General features: G+C 55.7%; 14 protein-coding genes. 7 read left to right on the top strand and 7 right to left on the bottom strand.

The genetic code is table 11. The annotated features are described in order from the left end of the window. The first annotated feature begins 5 nt into the window (after nucleotides 1-5). Nucleotides 6-3863: an ATP-binding protein gene (locus tag M5R41_17495; protein MCZ7558201.1), complete on the top strand. Its 3858-nt coding sequence runs from the start codon at nucleotides 6-8 to the stop codon at nucleotides 3861-3863. Between the two features lie 92 nt (nucleotides 3864-3955). Here the strand turns inward: M5R41_17495 and M5R41_17490 are convergent, their stop codons facing one another. Further along, nucleotides 3956-5131: a metallophosphoesterase gene (locus M5R41_17490; GenBank protein ID MCZ7558200.1), complete on the bottom strand. Its 1176-nt coding sequence runs from the start codon at nucleotides 5129-5131 to the stop codon at nucleotides 3956-3958. Nucleotides 5132-5215: 84 nt separating this feature from the next. Then, nucleotides 5216-5953 carry a hypothetical protein gene (locus tag M5R41_17485; protein MCZ7558199.1) on the bottom strand — a complete coding sequence of 246 codons (738 nt, stop codon included), beginning with the start codon at nucleotides 5951-5953 and terminating at the stop codon, nucleotides 5216-5218. A 190-nt stretch (nucleotides 5954-6143) separates the two neighbouring features. Between M5R41_17485 and M5R41_17480 the strand changes: the two genes are divergently transcribed. Both M5R41_17480 and M5R41_17475 read left to right on the top strand, forming a co-directional pair. Then, nucleotides 6144-8735, top strand: coding sequence for a T9SS type A sorting domain-containing protein (locus M5R41_17480; GenBank protein MCZ7558198.1), 2592 nt, complete (start codon nucleotides 6144-6146; stop codon nucleotides 8733-8735). A 254-nt stretch (nucleotides 8736-8989) separates the two neighbouring features. Then, a complete protein-coding gene (locus M5R41_17475) occupies nucleotides 8990-9811 on the top strand; it encodes a hypothetical protein (GenBank protein ID MCZ7558197.1) in 822 nt (273 codons plus the stop codon). 268 nt (nucleotides 9812-10079) lie between these two features. Here M5R41_17475 and M5R41_17470 read toward each other — a convergent pair whose 3' ends face one another. The 3 genes from M5R41_17470 to M5R41_17460 all read right to left on the bottom strand — a co-directional run bounded on the left by M5R41_17470 (nucleotide 10080) and on the right by M5R41_17460 (nucleotide 13799). Beyond that, nucleotides 10080-12314: an RNA-binding transcriptional accessory protein gene (locus M5R41_17470; protein ID MCZ7558196.1), complete on the bottom strand. Its 2235-nt coding sequence runs from the start codon at nucleotides 12312-12314 to the stop codon at nucleotides 10080-10082. Nucleotides 12315-12661: 347 nt separating this feature from the next. Next, on the bottom strand, nucleotides 12662-13309 hold the full coding sequence (locus M5R41_17465) for a leucine-rich repeat domain-containing protein (protein MCZ7558195.1): 648 nt from the start codon (nucleotides 13307-13309) through the stop codon (nucleotides 12662-12664). 85 nt (nucleotides 13310-13394) lie between these two features. Next, complete coding sequence (locus M5R41_17460) at nucleotides 13395-13799, bottom strand: hypothetical protein (GenBank protein MCZ7558194.1); 405 nt, start codon at nucleotides 13797-13799, stop codon at nucleotides 13395-13397. A 206-nt stretch (nucleotides 13800-14005) separates the two neighbouring features. On the opposite strand from M5R41_17460, the gene M5R41_17455 reads away from it, so the two are divergent. From M5R41_17455 to M5R41_17440, 4 genes are all read left to right on the top strand, one after another. Beyond that, nucleotides 14006-14230: a hypothetical protein gene (locus M5R41_17455; protein MCZ7558193.1), complete on the top strand. Its 225-nt coding sequence runs from the start codon at nucleotides 14006-14008 to the stop codon at nucleotides 14228-14230. A 237-nt stretch (nucleotides 14231-14467) separates the two neighbouring features. Next, nucleotides 14468-15031, top strand: coding sequence for an RNA polymerase sigma factor (locus M5R41_17450; GenBank protein ID MCZ7558192.1), 564 nt, complete (start codon nucleotides 14468-14470; stop codon nucleotides 15029-15031). Between the two features lies 1 nt (nucleotide 15032). Then, nucleotides 15033-15707: a zf-HC2 domain-containing protein gene (locus M5R41_17445; protein ID MCZ7558191.1), complete on the top strand. Its 675-nt coding sequence runs from the start codon at nucleotides 15033-15035 to the stop codon at nucleotides 15705-15707. Between the two features lie 3 nt (nucleotides 15708-15710). Continuing rightward, nucleotides 15711-16742, top strand: a complete 1032-nt coding sequence (locus M5R41_17440; protein ID MCZ7558190.1) for a hypothetical protein — start codon at nucleotides 15711-15713, stop codon at nucleotides 16740-16742. 229 nt (nucleotides 16743-16971) lie between these two features. On the opposite strand, the gene M5R41_17435 is transcribed toward M5R41_17440, so the two are convergent. Both M5R41_17435 and kbl read right to left on the bottom strand, forming a co-directional pair. Then, a complete protein-coding gene (locus M5R41_17435; protein ID MCZ7558189.1) occupies nucleotides 16972-17931 on the bottom strand; it encodes an NAD-dependent epimerase/dehydratase family protein in 960 nt (319 codons plus the stop codon). Nucleotides 17932-18033: 102 nt separating this feature from the next. Further along, nucleotides 18034-19272 (bottom strand): glycine C-acetyltransferase, encoded by a 1239-nt coding sequence (kbl, locus tag M5R41_17430; GenBank protein MCZ7558188.1) that lies wholly within the window; start codon nucleotides 19270-19272, stop codon nucleotides 18034-18036. Nucleotides 19273-19285: the final 13 nt, after the last annotated feature.

Below are 19285 nucleotides of genomic sequence, written 5' to 3'. Positions count from 1 at the left end.
GCACCATGATCGTTGAACGACGCTGGCTGTACGTGACACTGATCACCGCGCTTCTGCTATTTGTAACGTTGGCAGTTCGCGGCTTTTTCCTTCATCACATCACCACACACTGGGATGAACGAAAGACAGCGGTGGACAGCACGGAAGCTGCAGTAATCGGACAGCGGCTCGACGACGCCGCACGATCGCTGCTGCAACTCGCCGATGCCGGCGCGAAAGCCGCCGCTACACTGGCGAACGGAATGGAACATCACGGTATCGGCATCGTTGAGCATCTGCATGGGAGCACCGAGCAGCGTATTTCCTTCGAGCTTCGAGACAGCCAGGGGGTCCTGCTGCGATATTCCGGCCATGCATTACCTCCTTTCGAGCAGCCACAAGACGGCGGATTGTCTCTGATCGATGCGACACCATTCGCCATGCTTGTGCACGAGCGCGCACTTCACGATGCATCCGGCTCATTGATCGGATCATTACGACTCGGCCTGCCGTTCAGGGTTACCGTGCCAGTGAATCGACGGTTTCTTAATGCGGAGGGACTTGTCGAAACTCTTGCGCAGGAATTTGAGCTTGATCTGCGTCCGGAACCTCTTCCTCTCACGCGTCGTCCTTCGGAGCGGGTGTACGTGGCATTTTCACCGGGAGGCAGGACGCTTGCAGTATTGTCATTCGAAGGTGCGATTTCAAGCGTCTATACCGCCGAAGTGGCTGCATGGTTTAACCGTACGGCGGTGTTCCTGCTGCTTGTCTTGCTGCTTACGATCTCCGTTCCTCTCTTCAGATTGGAGTTGCGCATCCCCTGGGCTCCACTCTCCATGCTTGCCGCGACCATCCACTGCTGGGGACTTCGATACGTTCTGCAGGTGGCCGACGCACCCGCGCTGCTGCTGCCAAGCATCGCCTTGGATCCGTCCGCATTCGCCTCCTCTTTCGGATTCGGCATTGCCGCATCGGCGGGCGATGTACTTTTCTCCGCCTTCGCGCTCCTTGCGAACACGACGTTTTTCTACGTGCGATCATTACGGGACAACGAACGTCCCATAGGCATTCTCGCTTCGTTTGCTTGGTTCATCGCTGTCGCCGCATCGTTTCCGGTTGTTTTGCGCGCAGCCGCCGCAGTCCTGCGTAGTTTCGTCATCGACTCCTCATTCAATTTCGACGACGTCGGTGCGCTGTTCGATGATCCCTTGCATGTGCTGATGATATGTCACGCGTGGTTGCTGACACTGTCCTGGGCATTTCTCTTCCTCGCCATGTCCCTCTGGATGCGAAGGGCATTGCGGCCGTTGACAGGAGCCATCCGGCATATTTTTCTTATCGTTCCGCTGGCAACCTCGATCGTCGTCTTCCTGCTGGTCAGCGGCGATATGATATTTCCCTGGTGGGTTTTCGTCTTCTGTGCGGTGGTCTTTCTCCTCTTCGGGTACATCCCTTTGACACAGCGTCGGGTGTTGCTGTCCTCCCTTTCCGCACCCTTTATCCTTGCCGCCATGTTCGGATCGATGCTCACCGTGGTCGCATTTCGCGATGCGATGGAGGCGAAGCGCTCCGCAGAAATCGAGGCGATAGCAAGCGATTTGTCCCGCCCGGTAGATGCCTGGTCGCACGTTTTATTGGAGCAAACACTTCAGGAAATCGGTCATATTCACGTGCAACGCACCACCTTCGGTGACGTCCGGCCCGCATATGAAACAGCGTTCCGCGTATGGTCCGCTTCGCCCTTGAGCCGCTTGCAGAACAATTCAGCATTGTTGCTCATAGATTCCAGCGGACAGCCGGTGTCGCGTTTCGCCGTGGGGAACGATCCCTTCCTCCTTTCCATGCACACCCTGTCCACCACGATAGAGAAAACCGAGGGCATCGTTCAATCCGCATATCGCCGTTTTGACGACCGTGAGAAACGCTACTACAAGGGCTATACAGATGTGCCATCGGATAGTGGCCGCTTCCAGGCCGTGGTGGTGCTGGAAGCACTCGATCCGATGCAAATCTCGCACAATGCTGTAGATCTCCTCCGGAACACAACATCCGCGAGAAGTCTCGCGCCCGAGGATCATTTCGTAGTCAGCCGGTTCTCAGCGAATCGTCTGGTACAGACCACGGATCCGCTGATGCGGCGCGGTATGCCTCTTCCACGCGAAATTGCAGAAAATCTTACGCTTCATCAGCAAGGCCAATGGGGTGTTCTCCAGAGTGGATCAACCCTGCTGCATACCTTTTTCATCCCGCTTCCCGACGAGGATGCTGTACTCAGCATTTCACGAGGCAGCCCTGACATTCTGCTGTCTCTGTATCGCTGGCTGCGTATCGGCTTTTTCTTCGCCATACTGAGCTTCGGAGCAGTGACACTGCTGATGCTGACAGCACGGAGATCAGTGCCTCACACGCGTGGCACGTTCGCGCGGAAGTTGCAGCTCTCGTTGCTCGCCGTCGCCGCTATCCCCCTGTTATTGATCTGGATTGCGGGAAGAGGTTTTGTCCTCGACACAACCACGCGTGATATGGAGCAGCAGGTGACGGAGAATCTTGAGATCCTGCGCTCGAACATCCTTCAGCACCTTCCCGACAGTATCAAGCGGGACAACGTTCCCGATCTGCTCACTGATCAGCTTTGTCAGGATATCCGTCTGCGCACGGGGAAGGACATCAATGTCTTCCGCGGTGCCACACTGGTCGGCACAAGCAAACCCGAACTCTACCATACAGGGCTGCTGAACAACAGATTGAATCCGGAAGCCTGGGAAGCCCTTGTCATCGGGAACAGAGACCTTCATCTCACACGCGAACAGATAGGTGAGTTTCCGTACAACGTCGGGTATCGGGCCTTACGCGACAGCCGCGGTGCGTTGTCCGCGATAATTTCGACACCCACATTGTTCGAACGCAACAGAGCCGAGGAGGTCTACGTGCGCGCTTCAGCCGCGGTGCTGTTATGGATAACGCTGATGGGTGTGATTGTCCTATTGGTCAGTACAGCCATGTCCCGTCAGATATCCCGCCCACTGGACGAGTTCCTTCATGCAACCCGGGACATCACGGCCGGCAATCTCGCGCGCAAGGTGCGGGTGAGTGGCTCGGCGGAGTTCGTGGATTTGATGACGGCGTTCAATACGATGACGGACAGACTACGTCAAAGCAAGGAGGAGCTTGCGGCTGCGGAGCGCGAACTCGCATGGAAGGAAATGGCACGACAAGTGGCACATGAAATCCGCAATCCACTGACCCCGATGAAACTTTCCGCCCAGCACCTGCAGCGTGCATGGCGTGACAAAGCGCCGCAAATCGGGAGTATCATCGAGAAGGTAACACGAACACTCATCGATCAAATTGACAGTCTATCACGTATCAGCGACGAGTTCTCCCGGTTCGGCCGTATGCCTCGTCGGACGATGGGTGAAGTGGATATCTCCCGCCTGCTTGAGGAAGCCGTTGGCTTATTCCGTACACATGAAAACATTCATTTCGATCTGAACATCGCACCCGCGCTGCCGATCGTGCTTGGAGACCGCGAAGAACTCGCACGCGCGGTGACCAACCTGCTGCGAAATGCCGTCCAGGCCATCGCTTCGGAAGGGGAGATCAGGATTCATGTCAGCATCGCGGACGATCTCGTTCGTATTGTCATTGAGGACGATGGTTGTGGCATTCCTCCGGATCTCCTCCCGCGGATTTTCGAGCCGAACTTCAGCACGAAAACAGAAGGGATGGGCCTTGGTCTGGCTATCGTCAAGAAAATTCTTGATGATACGGGAGGGTCCATACACATTCAAAGCGAACCCGGTCATGGTACCCGTGTCGTTGTTGATCTTCCGCCTGCACCCGAAGTGCCGGATACGACTAGCGGGATTCGGGAAGCGCAATGACACTGCTGCACCGCCATACGCACTTGTGTTACGCAACGGTGCAACAGGCAATGCTCCTTCTGGACACCACCGATGCGTGGTTCATTTCACAGCTAGGTCAGGGTCAGGATAGAGATCTCGGGCGGACAGTTGATGCGTACCGGGATCCCGACCATGCCAATACCGCGCGTGATGTACATCTGCGTGGCGTCCAGCTGGTACAGTCCCTCGATATACCCTGAAATCAGCGCGGCAGGAGTCACGACGGTATTAAAGACACGCGCGAGAACAATTTGTCCTCCATGCGTATGGCCGCTTACCATGAGATCCAGTCCCAGTTCCGCCGCTTCGTCCAGATAATACGGTTTGTGACAGAGCAGGATATTGGGTATGGAAGGATCGAGACCGCGGGAGGCTTGTCGGAACAACGAATGGAACGGAAAGCCGGAGCGTATATCATCAAGTCCGATAAGGGCGAGGTTTTCTCCATTTGGATCGATTATACGGTGTTCATTGCGCAGCATCTGCACACCAGCGAGCTGTAATTCCTTCGATACGTGATCCGCATCCGCAAAATAATCATGGTTGCCGGTGCTTCCGTACACTCCGAAAGGGGCACGCAAATGCCTGAACGTATCACAAACGACCTCGATCTCCTCATCCCTGTTCTGAATGAAATCACCCGGGAGCAGAATAACATCGGGCTTCAGCGCATTGATACGCTTTACGTATGGTTCAATATCTTCTTTCGCCATGAATGGACCGGAATGAATATCCGAAATCAACGCGATGCGAAATCCCTTCAGTTTTTCGGGCAGATTGCGAATAGAGACGGATTTGTACACAACTTCGAATTCGTCGTCGCGCGTTACGTTACCGATCGGATTCGTGAACACCAGGATGGTGAAACCTGCCGCTCCGCCCTTAAGCATCGCCCGGCGCCCTGTATCGACGGGTACAACATCAGTAACAGCAGGCGTACTCCCCGGATTTGACCGCGCCTTGAAGCTGAGAGTAGAGAGGAGCAGGATAAGCAATCCGCTATTCCAGATCAGGAAAGCCCACGCAAGAAGATTCACCACCCACCCTGGCAATGGGAGTGTTCCGAAGAGGGCAATATGCAACGAAGGGATTACCATGAGGAGGCCAACTCCCGCCGCCAGACGGTGACGCGTTGTTCCGCGCTGTAAAAACCTCTCGCGTATGCGCAACCAGACGACATATTGGAAAGCACTCACCAGTACCAGCAACGAGACTCGAACAAGAAGGAATATGCTTGACTCACTCATGGGCTTCCGACAGGTAATAATGAAAAGCGGGCATGAGAACATGCCCGCTTTTACAACAGAAAAATCCGCTCCAGAGTTCGCCAATTACAAGCGGACAGATACGCCAAGCATACCGAGCAGCATGTCGGTGGCGGATTTGTCCGCATAGCGCTCATCGAGCACCAAAGCACCATTGATCTCACGAATGGAATCCTTGGTGAAGTATTTGGCTTCCCCACCGTAGAGGTAACGCAGCCGGAAATCAATAAACACCTCGACACCTTTCCCCGGTTGGTCGGTTTGACCTCTGTACACACGATACATGATGCCACCGCCCGCTCCATAACTGAAAGCGACATCGCCGAGATTGGTCGAGCCCGCGATTTCCTTGTCCGTATAGCGTTCATCCTTGACAGTGGATTCGGTCCAGAGATAATTCAGGCCGAGCAATCCCTCGAAGTACGGTCTGAATGCACCCACCTGCGGTTGAAAGCGCAGGAAGAGATGTCCAAAAGCGATGTTGTTTGACGTGTTCATCTCGACGAACACTGTCTGAATCTGAGAGTTGAACGGTACTCTGTAGGTACGGTCGCCATAGGTCGCGACACCGCCCGTCAGTCCCGCGACGACGGGCAGGTTGGGGAAAACGTAGCCGAGATCAGCATTAATTCCGAAGCCGACCTGATCGACGTTTTCATCGAACTCACCCTGCGGAAATCCTAGCATGAAATTCAATCCTCCCTGGAATTGCCCGATGGTGTACTCTTCCTGCGCAACGGCGGTGGAAAGACAGACCGCAAACACGAAACCAAGTGCGGTGATACGGACACGTAAACGAGTCATTGCATTCTCCGATTGATGTACTCTGTTATAACAAATTTGTAACGGTTCCATTCATTGTGCAAAAGGGCACGCCGAGGGACGGGTCAGTGCGAATGGCATTGTTTCACGCGTCAGGATTTCGGAACTTGTGATACTATCCCGTCATGTGCGGGTACTGTCTGACGCACCGCTTTCGTTCCGGAGAGAACTCATGCACCTTTTGCACCGCGTTCCCGCATTCAGCCTGACACTATTGTTCACCACTCTGGTGATCGTTTTGTTTACGGTCAATCCCCGTCCGGGTTTCATGGCGCCGCCGACAGGACCGCCCATTCAGGAATCAAAACCATATCGAAAAGCCGCCGCGATGCTGGAGTACTACTACCTCCAACGCAGTTCAGGCAATGCGGGAATAAACGTCGACAGGAAACTGTGGGAAGCACACGCATCTGTCGCATCCTCGCCACAGAGCGCAATGTATAAGCCCTTCGCGGCATCGAACACCTGGGTACTGGAAGGCCCCATCAACGTCGGAGGGAGGATGCGCGCTGTCGCGGTACATCCGACGGAAACGAACACGCTCATTGCCGGCGGGGCCTCGGGAGGTGTGTGGAGAAGTGGCGACCTGGGCCGAACCTGGATGCCACTCTCGGACAATCAACCACGGCTGTCCGTTGGCGCGATCGCTATTGACAAGAACAATCCTGATGTCCTGTATGCCGGAACCGGTGAACCGATTTCCGTCAGCTTTGGACGATCCAACGGCTCGCCCTTCTATGATGGTGTCGGGGTCATCCGCAGTGGCGACGGTGGTCAATCCTGGACACTTCTGCCCTGGCCATCATCGTCGAGCGCCGTGCATCGCATCGCGTTGAATCCCGTTTCATCCGACACAATTCTTGTCGCCACGATAGACCGTCTGTTTAAAAGTACGAACGGCGGTCAGAACTGGGTAAACGTTCTCTCCGGTGTTATCACCGATGTCCAATACAAGCCCGGTGATCCATCCACGGTCTATGCAGCCGTGGGAAGCAATAACGGCGGAAGCGCTAACGGAATTTACGTGTCAACCAGCGGAGGGGACCGTTTTTCCTGGAGAAAGCTTGACGTAAACTTCGCTCCGGGAGACTCCTGCGGACGTATTGTCCTTGCTGTGACCGAAGCGGATCCGAATCGAATCTATGCTGCGGTTGCACTCAACCGTGCGCTGTTGGCATCAGGCGACGCCGATTTCAAAGGCGTTTTCGTCTCGACAAACAGCGGTGATAGCTGGCTGCGCAAAGGCTCCGCTGTTCCCAACAACTTCACCCGCGGACAGGCCTATTACGATCTTTGTATTGCCGCATCCCCTGCTAATGCCAACGACGTACTGCTTGGCGGCATCGACATGTACCGCAGCAGTAACGGTGGTGATGGTTTCGCGAAAGTATCGCGATGGGAATTACGAACAAGCGACGGAAGTAATCCGGCGTATGTGCACGCCGACCAGCATCATATCACTTTCAAACCAGATGAACCAAATGTCGTCATTGTCGGGAACGACGGCGGCGTATTCATCAGCAGCGACGGAGGAAATAACTGGACAGAGCGTACAGGTAATCTGGCTACGACGCAATTCTACAGCATCACCTATGCGCCCTCCAATCCACGCCTTCTCTACGGAGGGACGCAGGACAACAGCAATTTGCGACAATCTCTTCCCGGTCAAAAGGAATGGCTCTTCGTCGGCGGCGGTGACGGTGGTCGCATTGCGGTGGATCCGTCACGTTCGGACTATTTCTACTTCAACATGAACAGTACGCCCTTCAGGACTTTCGACGGCGGGACGACCTACGAGTACATCGGTGAGGGACTGCAAAATCAGCGTTTTAACTGGATCCGACCGATGGCGCTCTCAGCCGACGGCAAGCGCCTCTACACCGCCTCGAATCAAATCAATTATCTGACCGACCCTGAAACCGGGAGGACCTGGCGCAAGATTGACGGCGTACTCGCCTCCAATAACGGCATTATCACGGACATCGAGATCGTGCCCGGACAGGTCAGAAAATTGTATACTGCATCAAGCACGGGCGATGTATACACGACGGACAATCTGATCGCGCTCGATGTGGAGTGGGTGAATATCAGCGGAAACCTCCCGAAACGTTGGATCACAGACCTCCACCTGGACTGGACCGACAGCCAGACGCTCTATGTTTGCTTCTCAGGCTATGGAGTCGGTCACGCGTGGCGAACGACGAATCTCGGCGCCAGTTGGGAAAATATCAGCGGTGATCTGCCCGACATCCCTGCCAACGCAATCATCCCGTCCAGAACTGAAGCCAACACCATTTTCCTGGCCACCGATCTTGGTGTATGGTATACCACAAACGGCGGCACCAACTGGAAGCAGTTTGGCAACGGTCTGCCGAACGTGGTGTGCTATGACATGAAGCTTACGCCACTCAACACCCTTGTCGTGGGCACCTTCGGACGTGGCATTTGGTCTACCGACGTCACTGTCACGTCCGTGCGTCCCCCCGCTTCCGCCATAAGCGCTTTCGCAACGCTTGACATCGCACCAAATCCCGTGCTTGAGGGTTCTACGCAGTTCAATTTTGATCTGGCCGTTCCGGGTACTGTACGCATCAGCATATACGATGCTGCGGGGCGCCTCGTCTCCACTGCAGCCGACAATCGTTATCCGTCAGGTCGGCACTCGATGCGATTCAGCACTGGCGCACTTCGCGCGGGTAGCTATTTTGCCGTGCTCGAGAGCGGTGGAGAGCGAATGACGAAGAAGTTCGCGGTGTTGAAATAGCTCCCGGAACGAAAGAGATACACGAGCAGCATTTGAGGGGTATCGGGGCCCAGACGGAGAGATCCGAGCATACATTCGCGCCTGCGCACGGAAATTGTCGAAGCGCGCAGCAGTGCACGCTCATTGAAAGCTGCTCGTACACATATACACAGGAAAAACAGGAAGTGCGATACGCATAGCTCTTGAAATTATCCGGTTGCAGCCCGCAACCAGCTTTTTCCATCACCTGACCATGTTCAATCTGGGAGCCTTACATGGACAGCACAGGACAAATCAATCAGAAGCGTCTATCGGATCACGATTACTCGGAGCCGGGGACGTATCATTTGCGCTTCGACGTTGGCAAACATGGCGCAACGCTCGGCACGATGTGCGGCGGAGTAATGACGCTCAACGTTTTGGGTGAGATGCTGCTCGGCGTGCTCGGTGTGGCACTGCAGGTTTTCACCTGTCTGCGCATCGATGCGATGGACATTCGTCCGCGCTGCGTCGAATTTGTCGTTACCATCACATCATTAAGGAAGCCGTTCATTTCGTGTTTCACCAAAGTTTTTGACCGGTGGCTTTATCGTCGACAGATGACGATATCCGCGTTCGCGGGATATGTGAAAATGAACAGCGGCCGGCGCATCAACACCGCGCGTAATGCGAGTGGAAAACATTTCTGGACACTTGGGTACAAGGATCGCGTACTCACAGATCAGCGGGAAATCGAGCGTGTATGCGCGCGTCTGGATGTACGGTTCAGACGCGTGCGCTTCTCGCTGCGATCCGAGGTCGGTTCGGAATCGATGGCGCCGGTGCAAAGCTTTTCATCGGCCATGAAGGGCGGGTTGCGGTCGGTGTTCGGCGCGCTGTTCGGCGGCGAGGTGGTGGTGCCGATGTCGGCATCTGTGGAGTTGCCATGCGACACGATGTTGATGGGCAAAGTGCTGTTTCTGAACAATTCGTTACTGCGTCCTCTGACCGGAATATTCGGAAGCGGAGAGAGTGCGCCGGGAGGTCGCACGCGTGTACCTCTGATATGGTCGGTGGGTCCCGGTCGGATATTTCCGCGGGATTCGGACGCATATTGACGGGGAGCCTTGTTTTTTTTCCCGTGATGGTTGGTAAGAGCGGAGTGTACTCCGGGGCCGGCGAGGTCTGAGCGGAGAGGCGGAGCGTGGTGAGAGGGGGACTTCGATGTGGAGTGTCGGGAGAGAGTGGGGGTTTGGGAGGTAGATTTTGGTCTGGGGTGGGTGAGAAGCGAAGTTTTTCGGGATGTGGAAGCCTGGATTTCGATTCATGAATCGATTTCCATGTTCCCGGGATCAAGCAAGCGCTCCGGCTTACAGCCGATGCACATCACCTCGACCCGAATTTCGCCTTCAAATCATCCAGCGAATACGACGGCTCGGCTTTTTTCTGCTGTGGTCGTGACGCACCTGCTTCCTTCTTCATGCTCAACGCAATCCGTTTGAGCTGAACATTGACCTCAACGACGCGCACGTGAACGATCTGCCCTACTTTCACGACTTTGCGCGGATCGTCCACGAAGCGATCGGCAAGCTGGGAAATGTGCACGAGACCGTCCTGATGCACGCCGATGTCGACGAAGGCGCCGAAGTTGGCGACGTTGGTTACCACACCTTCGAGCTCCATGCCAGGCGTGAGATCCGTGATTTCGTTTATGCCGTCGCGGAATTTCGCGTAGCTGAAACTCTCACGGGGATCGCGTCCGGGCTTCTCGAGTTCGCGCAGGATGTCGCGCAGCGTCGGTTCGCCGATGGAATCCGTGACGTAGCGACGGATGTCGAGTTCCTTCACGCGCGCCGAGATTTCGGCGATGCGATCGGCGGAGAGCTGCAAGTCGCCGGCGATGGTCTCCACCACATGATAGCTTTCGGGATGGACGCCGGTATTGTCGAGGGGATTCTCACCCGCGCGGATGCGGAGAAAGCCGGCGCATTGTTCGAAGGCCTTGGGTCCGAAGCGCGGTACCTTGAGCAACTCCTTCCTGCTGCGAAACGCTCCGTTCTCGTTGCGGTACTGTATGATGTTACGCGCTAGCGACGGTGTGAGTCCGGACACATAGCTGAGGAGTTCCTTCGATGCGAGGTTCAGATCCACGCCCACGTAATTCACGCAGCTTTCTACCGTCTCGTCGAGCTTCTTCTTCAGCAGCCGCTGATCCACATCGTGCTGATACTGTCCGACACCGATGGATTTGGGATCGATTTTCACAAGTTCGGCGAGTGGATCCTGCAATCGGCGGCCGATGGAAATGGCGCCGCGGACGGTTAGGTCAAGATCGGGAAATTCCTCGATGGCCACCTCACTGGCGGAGTAAATCGATGCGCCGGATTCGTTGACCATAACTTTCGCGGGCCGGATATCCGTGCCCGCAAGCGCTTCCGTCACGAAAGCATCGGTTTCACGCCCTGCGGTACCGTTTCCGATGGCGATGAGTTCGATGGAATGCCGGTGCAGCATGTCGAGCAGGTGTTTCGCCGCTTCGGCGCGTCCGCCCGCCCCGGTATGAGGGAATAGTGTCCGGTATTCCAGAAACTTGCCCGTCCTGTCGATGGCCACCACCTTGCAGCCCGTACGGAAGCCCGGATCGATGCCCAGCGTCGGGGTCATACCCGCGGGAGAGGCGAGGAGCAACTCACGGAGATTGTCGCCGAAGGTGCGGATGGATGCGAGATCGGCTTCATTTTTCTTTTCGTAGCGCACTTCGCCGATGAGGGTGTGCTTCATCAGGCGGTCGAAGGCGTCCTTGCACATCGGGCGCCAGAAGCTGCGCACGCTCTCGGCGCCGCTGAACATCGTCTTCTGCTCGATATGCGTGAGCACAGGTGTTTCTTCGTACAGCAGATCGAAGGACAGCACGCCCTCGGTCTCGCCGCGGCGCATGGCGAGCATGTTGTGCGGGGCAATGTCGCGGACGTTGGCCGTGTAGTCGCGGTACATTTCGTACTTGGTGCTGCCTTCCGGAAATTCGGGCTTGATTTTCGATCGAAACATCCCCGTTTCGGTGAAATGCTTACGCACCCAGGCACGCAGGTCGGCATTCTCTGCTACCTGCTCAGCGAGGATGTCAGATGCGCCCGCGAGGGCTTCCTCGGCTGTCGCGACGCCCAATTCCTCGTTGATGAAGGCGCGGGCGGCTTCCAGCAGATCCGCGTCGTGCGTTTCGGGGGAGTTCCAGCCGGTGATAAGGTCGGCGAGGGGTTCGAGGCCCTTCTCGCGCGCGATGGTGGCGCGTGTGCGCTTGCGGGGTTTGAACGGCAGATACAGATCCTCAAGCTCCGTCTTCTGCATGCAGGCCTCGATGCGCATGCGGAGTTCGTCGGTGAGCTTGCCCTGCTCCTCGATGGATTGCAGTATGGCGACTTTGCGCTCTTCCAGTTCCGTGAGGTAGGCGAAGCGTTCAAACAGATCGCGAAGCTGGATTTCGTTCAGCTCTCCCGTTCTTTCCTTGCGGTAGCGTGCGATAAACGGCACGGTGGCGCCTTCGGCCTGCAGAGCAAGCGTGTTCTGCACCTGCCAGGGTTGAAGCGAAAATTCGGCTATAAGAGTTGCGGTGATGTCGAGCATGGGGGTTCCCGTGTGAAATATCCGTACAGCCTTAAAATATACATGCCCGTTCGCTGCGGGGCAATTTGCATTTCACGATTGTCGCTGAAGGACAGACGTTGAATGAATCGTATGCGACGACGTTTTCCATCGCTTTGGTCAACGAAGGATGTACCAGCTTCCAGCGGGATATTCGAATAGCCGTTCAATCGGGGCAGCGATGTGACACGTCGGTGTGGGTTCTCCCAACAGACCGTCCCTGTGCCAGCCCGGGACGCTTTTGCAAGCGGTTTCGAGCTGATCGCACCGACGGTGTTCGCAGATGCGAATTGGTGTGATGAGGGAAGTGATTGTCCGTACCCGATTTCCTACAATCCCAGGACGGTCACATACGAAAACTCCTGCCGGAGCCGTTTCTTGAGCGAATCCGGAAGCGGGTTGAACGACAACGAAAGATACGTCAGCACCGGAAAATCTTCTTTTGTATAATCGAACGTAGTAAGCAGGTTCGATTCAAGAGAAAGCGTACTGAGGCCCCGCGTCTGTACGCGACCTCTCGGGAACTCCTTCAATCTGTTCGCCCGCAAAGAGAACACCCAAAGATTTTGCAGCGAAGCTAATTCAGGAGGAATACTTTCAATATTGCACATGGTAATGCTTAGTGAACGTAGATTCTTAAGTCCGAATAATTGCTTTGGAATACTTTCGAACCCGCAATCGCGGATATACAAGGCATTCAATCGGACGAGATTCACGAAGCTGTCCGGCAGGTATTTGACACTGCTATGTTCGATCAATAGAGACTCCAGGTTCACAAGTTTTCCTATCTCCGGGGAAAGACTGTCGCCGATGTCTTTCAGACTGAGTTTCTTAACCTGGGACGGTTCCTTTAGTGCTTCATCAAGTGATTCGTATAATTTCAGAGGCACGATGGGCGTGGAGGTATGGCCTTCACTGCAGCCAAATATGCAGCAGGTACATACCATGGCAAGCACAAACAAGTACATTCTCATCATGAATACTCACTGATATATGCGAACAGAACTCTCGTGTAGAATGGCGACAACCTATTGTCATGAGAGCGAAGCCTTTGTTCCATCCTTAACTCTCTCCCCATTCATCCAGCGCCTTCAGCTTCTGCTCGGATTGCAGCAGACGCAGCCGCGATACACCGACCTGTGCGCGGGCGATATCCCGGCGTTTGATCCGGAGCACGAGCACCCCGCTCTCCGCACCGGGAAAGTCCGCAAAGCTCGTGATGCTGTTCGAGCGAATAGTAATCCGTTTTCGGAACCATCCATTGTGGAGCTCAATATCCTCGATATCGATCAACGGAATCCGCAGCTCGCGCACGCGCCCGCGCAGCAAACCGAACACCGCATCCTTCGCCATGTATTCGATCACGAGGTTGCCATGGCCAAGGCGCAAGCGGCCGTGAATCTCTCCCAGCCCTTCATAGATTTCGTTGTGAAACGGTATGCTGATGTCGTCTATTGGATCTGTCATGTTCAAAAATACGCAATGACACGGTGAAAAGCCGCGTAGCGCGTAGGGCTGGGCGCTTGGCGAGTGCAGCACGGAAATGAGCCAGCAAGCGGGAACCGCAGAGCGCATTGCAGCCTGCCTCCTGCGCGTGAGTGACGCTTGGAAATTCCGGCCCGGATGTTCTACATTGAATGCTGGCAGCTATGTCACTCAGTTGCGGTACGTTCATGCAAATATTGACCACCCTACTCGAAAATCCCATACTCGCAATGATCGCCGTGGCACTTGTAGTGTCGCTCATCATCGCGATCGTGAAAAAGCTGCTGAAGTTCGCCGTGAGCATCGCCATCGTCATCATCGCGCTGGCCATCGTGCTGCACTATCTGGGAGAGGACACACTGCCGCCCGTCGGCAAGGACGCGCTGCACAAAATCGAGAAGCAGTTCGAGTAGGAGAGCGGAGAGCAGAGAGCGGAGAGCAGAGCAAGTGCATTTCGAAAATTATTCGGGAATCGTTAATCTGATTTAATGCTCCTACGTCAGCATACCGGAAGCGCTACGCACTACGCTCTCGGCTCTTCGCTCTCTGCTCTCCGCTCTCCGCTCTCCGCTCTTCGCTCCCCGCCTGTTTACCTTTCAAATTCTTCGTCGTATCATTGGCAACCGAAGCACGCACGCAATACAGAGCCAATGCCAGAACCGACGGATCTTCACCACCTTATCGAGCGCAGCAAACTGGGAGACAGCACCGCATTTGCCGGGCTGATCCGCATGCATCAGCAATATGCGCAGACGCTTGCGCTCCGGTTGCTGCTTGACGAGGAGGAAGCGCGCGAGGCAACACAGGAGGCCTTCGTCCGCGTGTGGCAGCATCTTCCGCGCTTCGACGAAGGCGTGAAATTCACCACCTGGCTGTACACGATTGTCACGAACATTTGTCTCGATACCTTGCGAGCCCGCAAACGCAGTCGTGCGCTGTTTGTCCCGTACCCCGTAGATGAGCTTCCTGATTCGCTGGATATCGAAGCACGTCACGATAATGAGCAATTGCTCAACCTGATCAGATCTCTGTCGAGCCGACTCACCGAGGCCCAGCGCCTGGTATTTACCCTTCGCGACCTGCAGGATCTTTCGGTCGAGGAGGTACGGGAGATAAGCGGAATGAATGCGAATACGATCAAGACACATCTCTGCAACGCGCGCCGCAACATCCGTGCGCTCCTGCAGGCGATGCATGAAAAGGAAAGGAAGTAACATGCGCTGCAACACCGCTCAACAATTGCTGCATCTGCACAGAAATGGCGAACGCACCGATCGACAGGAGCGCCGTCTCGCCCGCCATTTGCGCGGTTGCCCTTCCTGCCGTGAGAGCGCCACAGGAGGGATGTCGGAGTATGATTCGCTGTTGAATACCGTTCGCCAGGCGCTGCCAAATGCGGACTCGGAGGATGCTATTGTACGCTCGGTTCTGGCGCGCATCACTCAGCAGGAGCAACGCAGAGCCCGCGAGCGCACGCACTATTCAACAGCACAATCCATGTTTCTGCCCTACGCTGCCGCTATGCTCCTCGTGCTCATCGCTGGAGGATTTCTGTTGCAGTTCATCACTGTTCACAACAGGGTGGAGGTGTTGGCACGCTCGCTCGCAGACGCGGCCATGCCGCCTGTCACTGTGGACATCAGCTACGAACTCCATCCGACGACAGCCCAACTCGCCTCGCTGGACAGTCTGTGCCTCCCGTCCGGTACAGCAACGATGCTCGATCAACGCCGGCAGATCTCACGGGTGGAAGCCGAATCGCTGCTCCGCTTCGCCGCAATGCATCCGCGATGCCGCCGACAGATCGAAGACGTGATTTTTGATCGTGTATCCTCCGACGTCGATATCACTCCGATGCTCACGCTACGCATTCAACACCAAGGAGCATAAACCATGCTACACCGCCTCTTCGCCATTGCATTATGCCTTGGCTGTACCGCACTGTTCAGTGGCTGCCTGGAAGTCACCACTTCAACCATCGCGTATGAAGATGGATCGCTTGTCCGTGCAATCAGCATGACCGGAGACTCTACGAAAGTGAGGACTGGTCCGTTCCCTTTCCATTTCGATGAGAGTTGGAAAATCAGCAGGAAAGCGCTTGGGGACGGGCGCGAGCGAGTACGCGCCGAAAAGCGCTTCGCAAACGCCGATGCCATGAATAAGAAACTGCGCGGGCGTGGAAACAGGCTGGAAGTCCATGCACGTTACGAAAATCGTTTTGACTGGTTCTATACCATTCACAGCTATGAAGAGACGTGGAAGCGCTTCGATCCGTTCAATGCCGTTCCCCTTAGCGACTTCCTGACTCCGGAGGAAATCGACGCGTTGCAACGCACCGATACCGACGATGATGCCAAGCACGGTCGAAGTGACAGTCTCATGTTGGAAAATGCGGAGAATCACTTCGAATTATGGCGGCAACGCAATCTCTTCGAGAGCTTCTATCTCATATTGGAGAAAGGTATTCGCCGTGTGACATATCCGGAGCTAACGATCGAGCGATTGCGCGCAATGAAAGAAACGCTTTTCGTGCAATGCATCGACGCCTTGGAAGAAAGCCAGTCAGCCACTCTGCCGGACAACGTCGGCGGCCTGCTCGCCACGCCCGCGGCGAGAGCCGCGCTGGCCGCGAATGAGGATGAACTCCGCAAGTTTGACGAAAAGAAGTTTTACCTCAAAAGTATCATGGAGCATTCGTATACAACGCGGCTGCGCATGCCCGGGATGCTGCAATCAACGAACTCCCGCATCGTGAAAGGCTCGATGTGCGAATGGAAGGATTTTATCGGCTCCATCATGATCGGCGATTACTCCATGCGCGCGGAATCACGCAGCCTGAACTGGAGTTTCGTGATTCTGTGCGCTTTGCTCGCCCTCGCCGCTCTCGGCGTACTGCTGCGTTACGCGCTGCGGAGGAGAGCGTAGAGCGGAGAGCGAATAGCGGAGAGCCGAGAGCGGTGTGCGTAGTGAGCGGAATTACGGTCGTTAATTGGGAAGCGGGAAGCAAGGAACGTAAATCGAAGCTACGCGGCGGGTATACGTCAGAATAGAAGAGGGATGAGCTTAACAACTCATCCCTCTCAAGTTTCAATCTGCCGGAGTCAGCGTCGGTAAGCGACTCTTCGCTCTAAGCTCTTTGCTCTAAGCTCTTCGCTCAGAGCAACCCTGCCGCATGACGCGCGGAAAGTTTCTCGAGCATGTCCTTGGTCATGCTGTCGAGATCGTACGAGGGGTTCCAGCCCCAGTCCTCGCGGGCGGCCGTGTCGTCCACCGCATCGGGCCACGAGTCGGCGATGTCCTGACGGAAATCGGGCGCGTAGTCCACGGTGAAGTCGGGGATGATTTTCTTGATGGAATCGGCAAGTTCCTTCACGGTGAAGCTCATCGAACCGACGTTGTAGTCGTTGTAGCGCTTCAGGTTTGCGAAGGGGGCTTCCATCAGGTCCATGGTGGCCTTGATGCAGTCGGGCATGTACATCATGGGCAGACGCGTATCCTCGCGCACGAAGCAGGTGTAATGCTTGTTCTTGACGGCTTCATAATAGATCGCCACGGCGTAATCGGTGGTGCCGCCGCCGGGAAGGGTCTCCGAGGAGATGATGCCCGGGTAACGGAGGCCGCGGCTGTCGAGGCCTTTCTTGCGCACGTAATAATCGGCCAGCACTTCGCCGCATACCTTGGTGACGCCGTACATGGTCGTGGGATGCAGGGCGATTTCCTGCGGAGCGATCGCGGGCGTGCCGGGTCCCCACACAGCGATGGAGCTGGGGATGATGACCCGCGCCATGTCGTACTTGAGGCCGAGGTTGAGGATGTTGAGTGTGCCGTTCATGTTCACGTCCCAGCACAGCGTGGGATTCTTTTCGCCGACGGCGGAGAGGATCGCGGCCATGTGCACGACGGTGTCGATGGAGTATTTCTCGATGATCTCTTCCACGCTCTCGACGCTGTTGACGTCGATGTAGTGGAAAGGACCCGACTCCTCGAGCTCCTTGCTGGGAGGTGTCTTGCGTCCTGTAGCGATGACGTTTTCCGCGCCGTACTTGTCGCGCAGTGCGAGGGTAAGTTCCGAACCGATCTGACCGACAGCGCCGGTGACCAGGATTTTTTTGATCTCTTTCATGTAGCTTCCTGAAATGTGCTCGATGGCGTTGTGTGTGTGTGAGGAAATGGAAGACGTTCCGGACCGTTTTGATCCGGAACGCCTCGCACGTTATCAGATCATGTTCAGTTCTTTACCGACCTTGGTGAAGGCGGCGATGGCGCGGTCCACATGCTCGGTGGAATGCGCTGCGCTGAGCTGAACGCGGATGCGGTCCTTGCCCCGCGGCACGACCGGGAAGCTGAACGCAATGACGTAAATGCCTTCGGCCAACAGACGATCGGCGAATTCCACCGCGAGAGCGGAGCAGTTCTCGTACTTGCCGAACATGATCGGAACGATCGGGTGGTCACCGGGGATGATGTCGAAGCCCGCGGCAGTCATTTCCGTGCGGAATTTCTTCGTGTTGGCTTCAAGCTTGTCGCGCAGTTCGGTGGAGGCGGTCAGCAGTTCGAGCGCTTTCAGCGTTGCACCGACGACGCCGGGAGGAACCGTGTTGGAGAACAAATACGGGCGACCCTTGTTCCGCAGCCATTCGATGATCTCTTTCTTTCCGGAAACGCAACCGCCGGACGCGCCGCCCAGGGCTTTGCCGAAGGTGGTGGTGATGATGTCGGTTCGACCCATCACGCCGCAGTATTCATGCGTGCCGCGGCCGGTTTTGCCGAGGAAGCCCGAGCAATGGCTTTCATCGTGAAGGACGAGGGCGTCATATTTTTCGGCCAGATCGCAGATGAGATCCAGCTTGGCGATCTCTCCGTCCATCGAGAACGCGCCGTCGGTAACGATAACTTTGAAGCGGCAGTCCTTTGCTTCAATCAGGCAGCGCTCGAGACCTTTCGCCATTTTGCCCGTGCCCGGATCTTCAGTTTCGGTATCGCCGAGGTGTCCGTGATTATAAATCCAACGCTGGGCTTTGCTCAGGCGGATACCGTCGATGATGGAGGCATGGTTGAGCGAATCGGTAATGATGGCATCCTGCTCGCCGAACAGCGGTTCGAACACGGCGCCGTTGGCGTCGAAGCACGAAGAGAAGAGAATCGTGTCTTCGGTACCGAGAAATTCGGAGACTTTCTTTTCGAGTTCCTTGTGAATGTCCTGCGTGCCGCAGATGAAACGCACGGACGACAGGCCGAAACCGCGTGCGTCGATGCTCTCATGCGCCGCCTTGATGAGGTCGGGATGCGAGGAAAGGCCAAGGTAGTTGTTCGCGCAGAAGTTCAGCACTTTCTGCCCGCGGACGAGGATTTCGGCTCCCTGCTCGCTTTCGATGATGCGTTCGTTTTTGTAAAGTTTCTGATCTCTCAGCGACTGAAGCTCCCCGGCGAGGAACTCCTTCATTTTCCCGTACATATGTCTGCTCCTT

The sequence above is a fragment of the Bacteroidia bacterium genome, from assembly GCA_027493955.1.
Classification (GTDB): Bacteria; Bacteroidota; Ignavibacteria; order SZUA-365; family SZUA-365; genus JAOSJT01.
The sequence above is the reverse complement of the archived record's forward strand: the minus strand, read 5'-3'. Positions and strand labels throughout refer to the sequence as shown.

Excerpts from the sequence above, each read along its gene's own strand:
- M5R41_17495 (MCZ7558201.1), top strand. The coding sequence starts at position 6 with ATGATCGTTGAACGACGCTGGCTGTACGTGACACTGATCACCGCGCTT.
- M5R41_17490 (MCZ7558200.1), bottom strand. The coding sequence starts at position 5,131 with ATGAGTGAGTCAAGCATATTCCTTCTTGTTCGAGTCTCGTTGCTGGTA.
- M5R41_17485 (MCZ7558199.1), bottom strand. The coding sequence starts at position 5,953 with ATGACTCGTTTACGTGTCCGTATCACCGCACTTGGTTTCGTGTTTGCG.
- M5R41_17480 (MCZ7558198.1), top strand. The coding sequence starts at position 6,144 with ATGCACCTTTTGCACCGCGTTCCCGCATTCAGCCTGACACTATTGTTC.
- M5R41_17475 (MCZ7558197.1), top strand. The coding sequence starts at position 8,990 with ATGGACAGCACAGGACAAATCAATCAGAAGCGTCTATCGGATCACGAT.
- M5R41_17470 (MCZ7558196.1), bottom strand. The coding sequence starts at position 12,314 with ATGCTCGACATCACCGCAACTCTTATAGCCGAATTTTCGCTTCAACCC.
- M5R41_17465 (MCZ7558195.1), bottom strand. The coding sequence starts at position 13,309 with ATGATGAGAATGTACTTGTTTGTGCTTGCCATGGTATGTACCTGCTGC.
- M5R41_17460 (MCZ7558194.1), bottom strand. The coding sequence starts at position 13,799 with ATGACAGATCCAATAGACGACATCAGCATACCGTTTCACAACGAAATC.
- M5R41_17455 (MCZ7558193.1), top strand. The coding sequence starts at position 14,006 with ATGCAAATATTGACCACCCTACTCGAAAATCCCATACTCGCAATGATC.
- M5R41_17450 (MCZ7558192.1), top strand. The coding sequence starts at position 14,468 with ATGCCAGAACCGACGGATCTTCACCACCTTATCGAGCGCAGCAAACTG.
- M5R41_17445 (MCZ7558191.1), top strand. The coding sequence starts at position 15,033 with ATGCGCTGCAACACCGCTCAACAATTGCTGCATCTGCACAGAAATGGC.
- M5R41_17440 (MCZ7558190.1), top strand. The coding sequence starts at position 15,711 with ATGCTACACCGCCTCTTCGCCATTGCATTATGCCTTGGCTGTACCGCA.
- kbl (MCZ7558188.1), bottom strand. The coding sequence starts at position 19,272 with ATGTACGGGAAAATGAAGGAGTTCCTCGCCGGGGAGCTTCAGTCGCTG.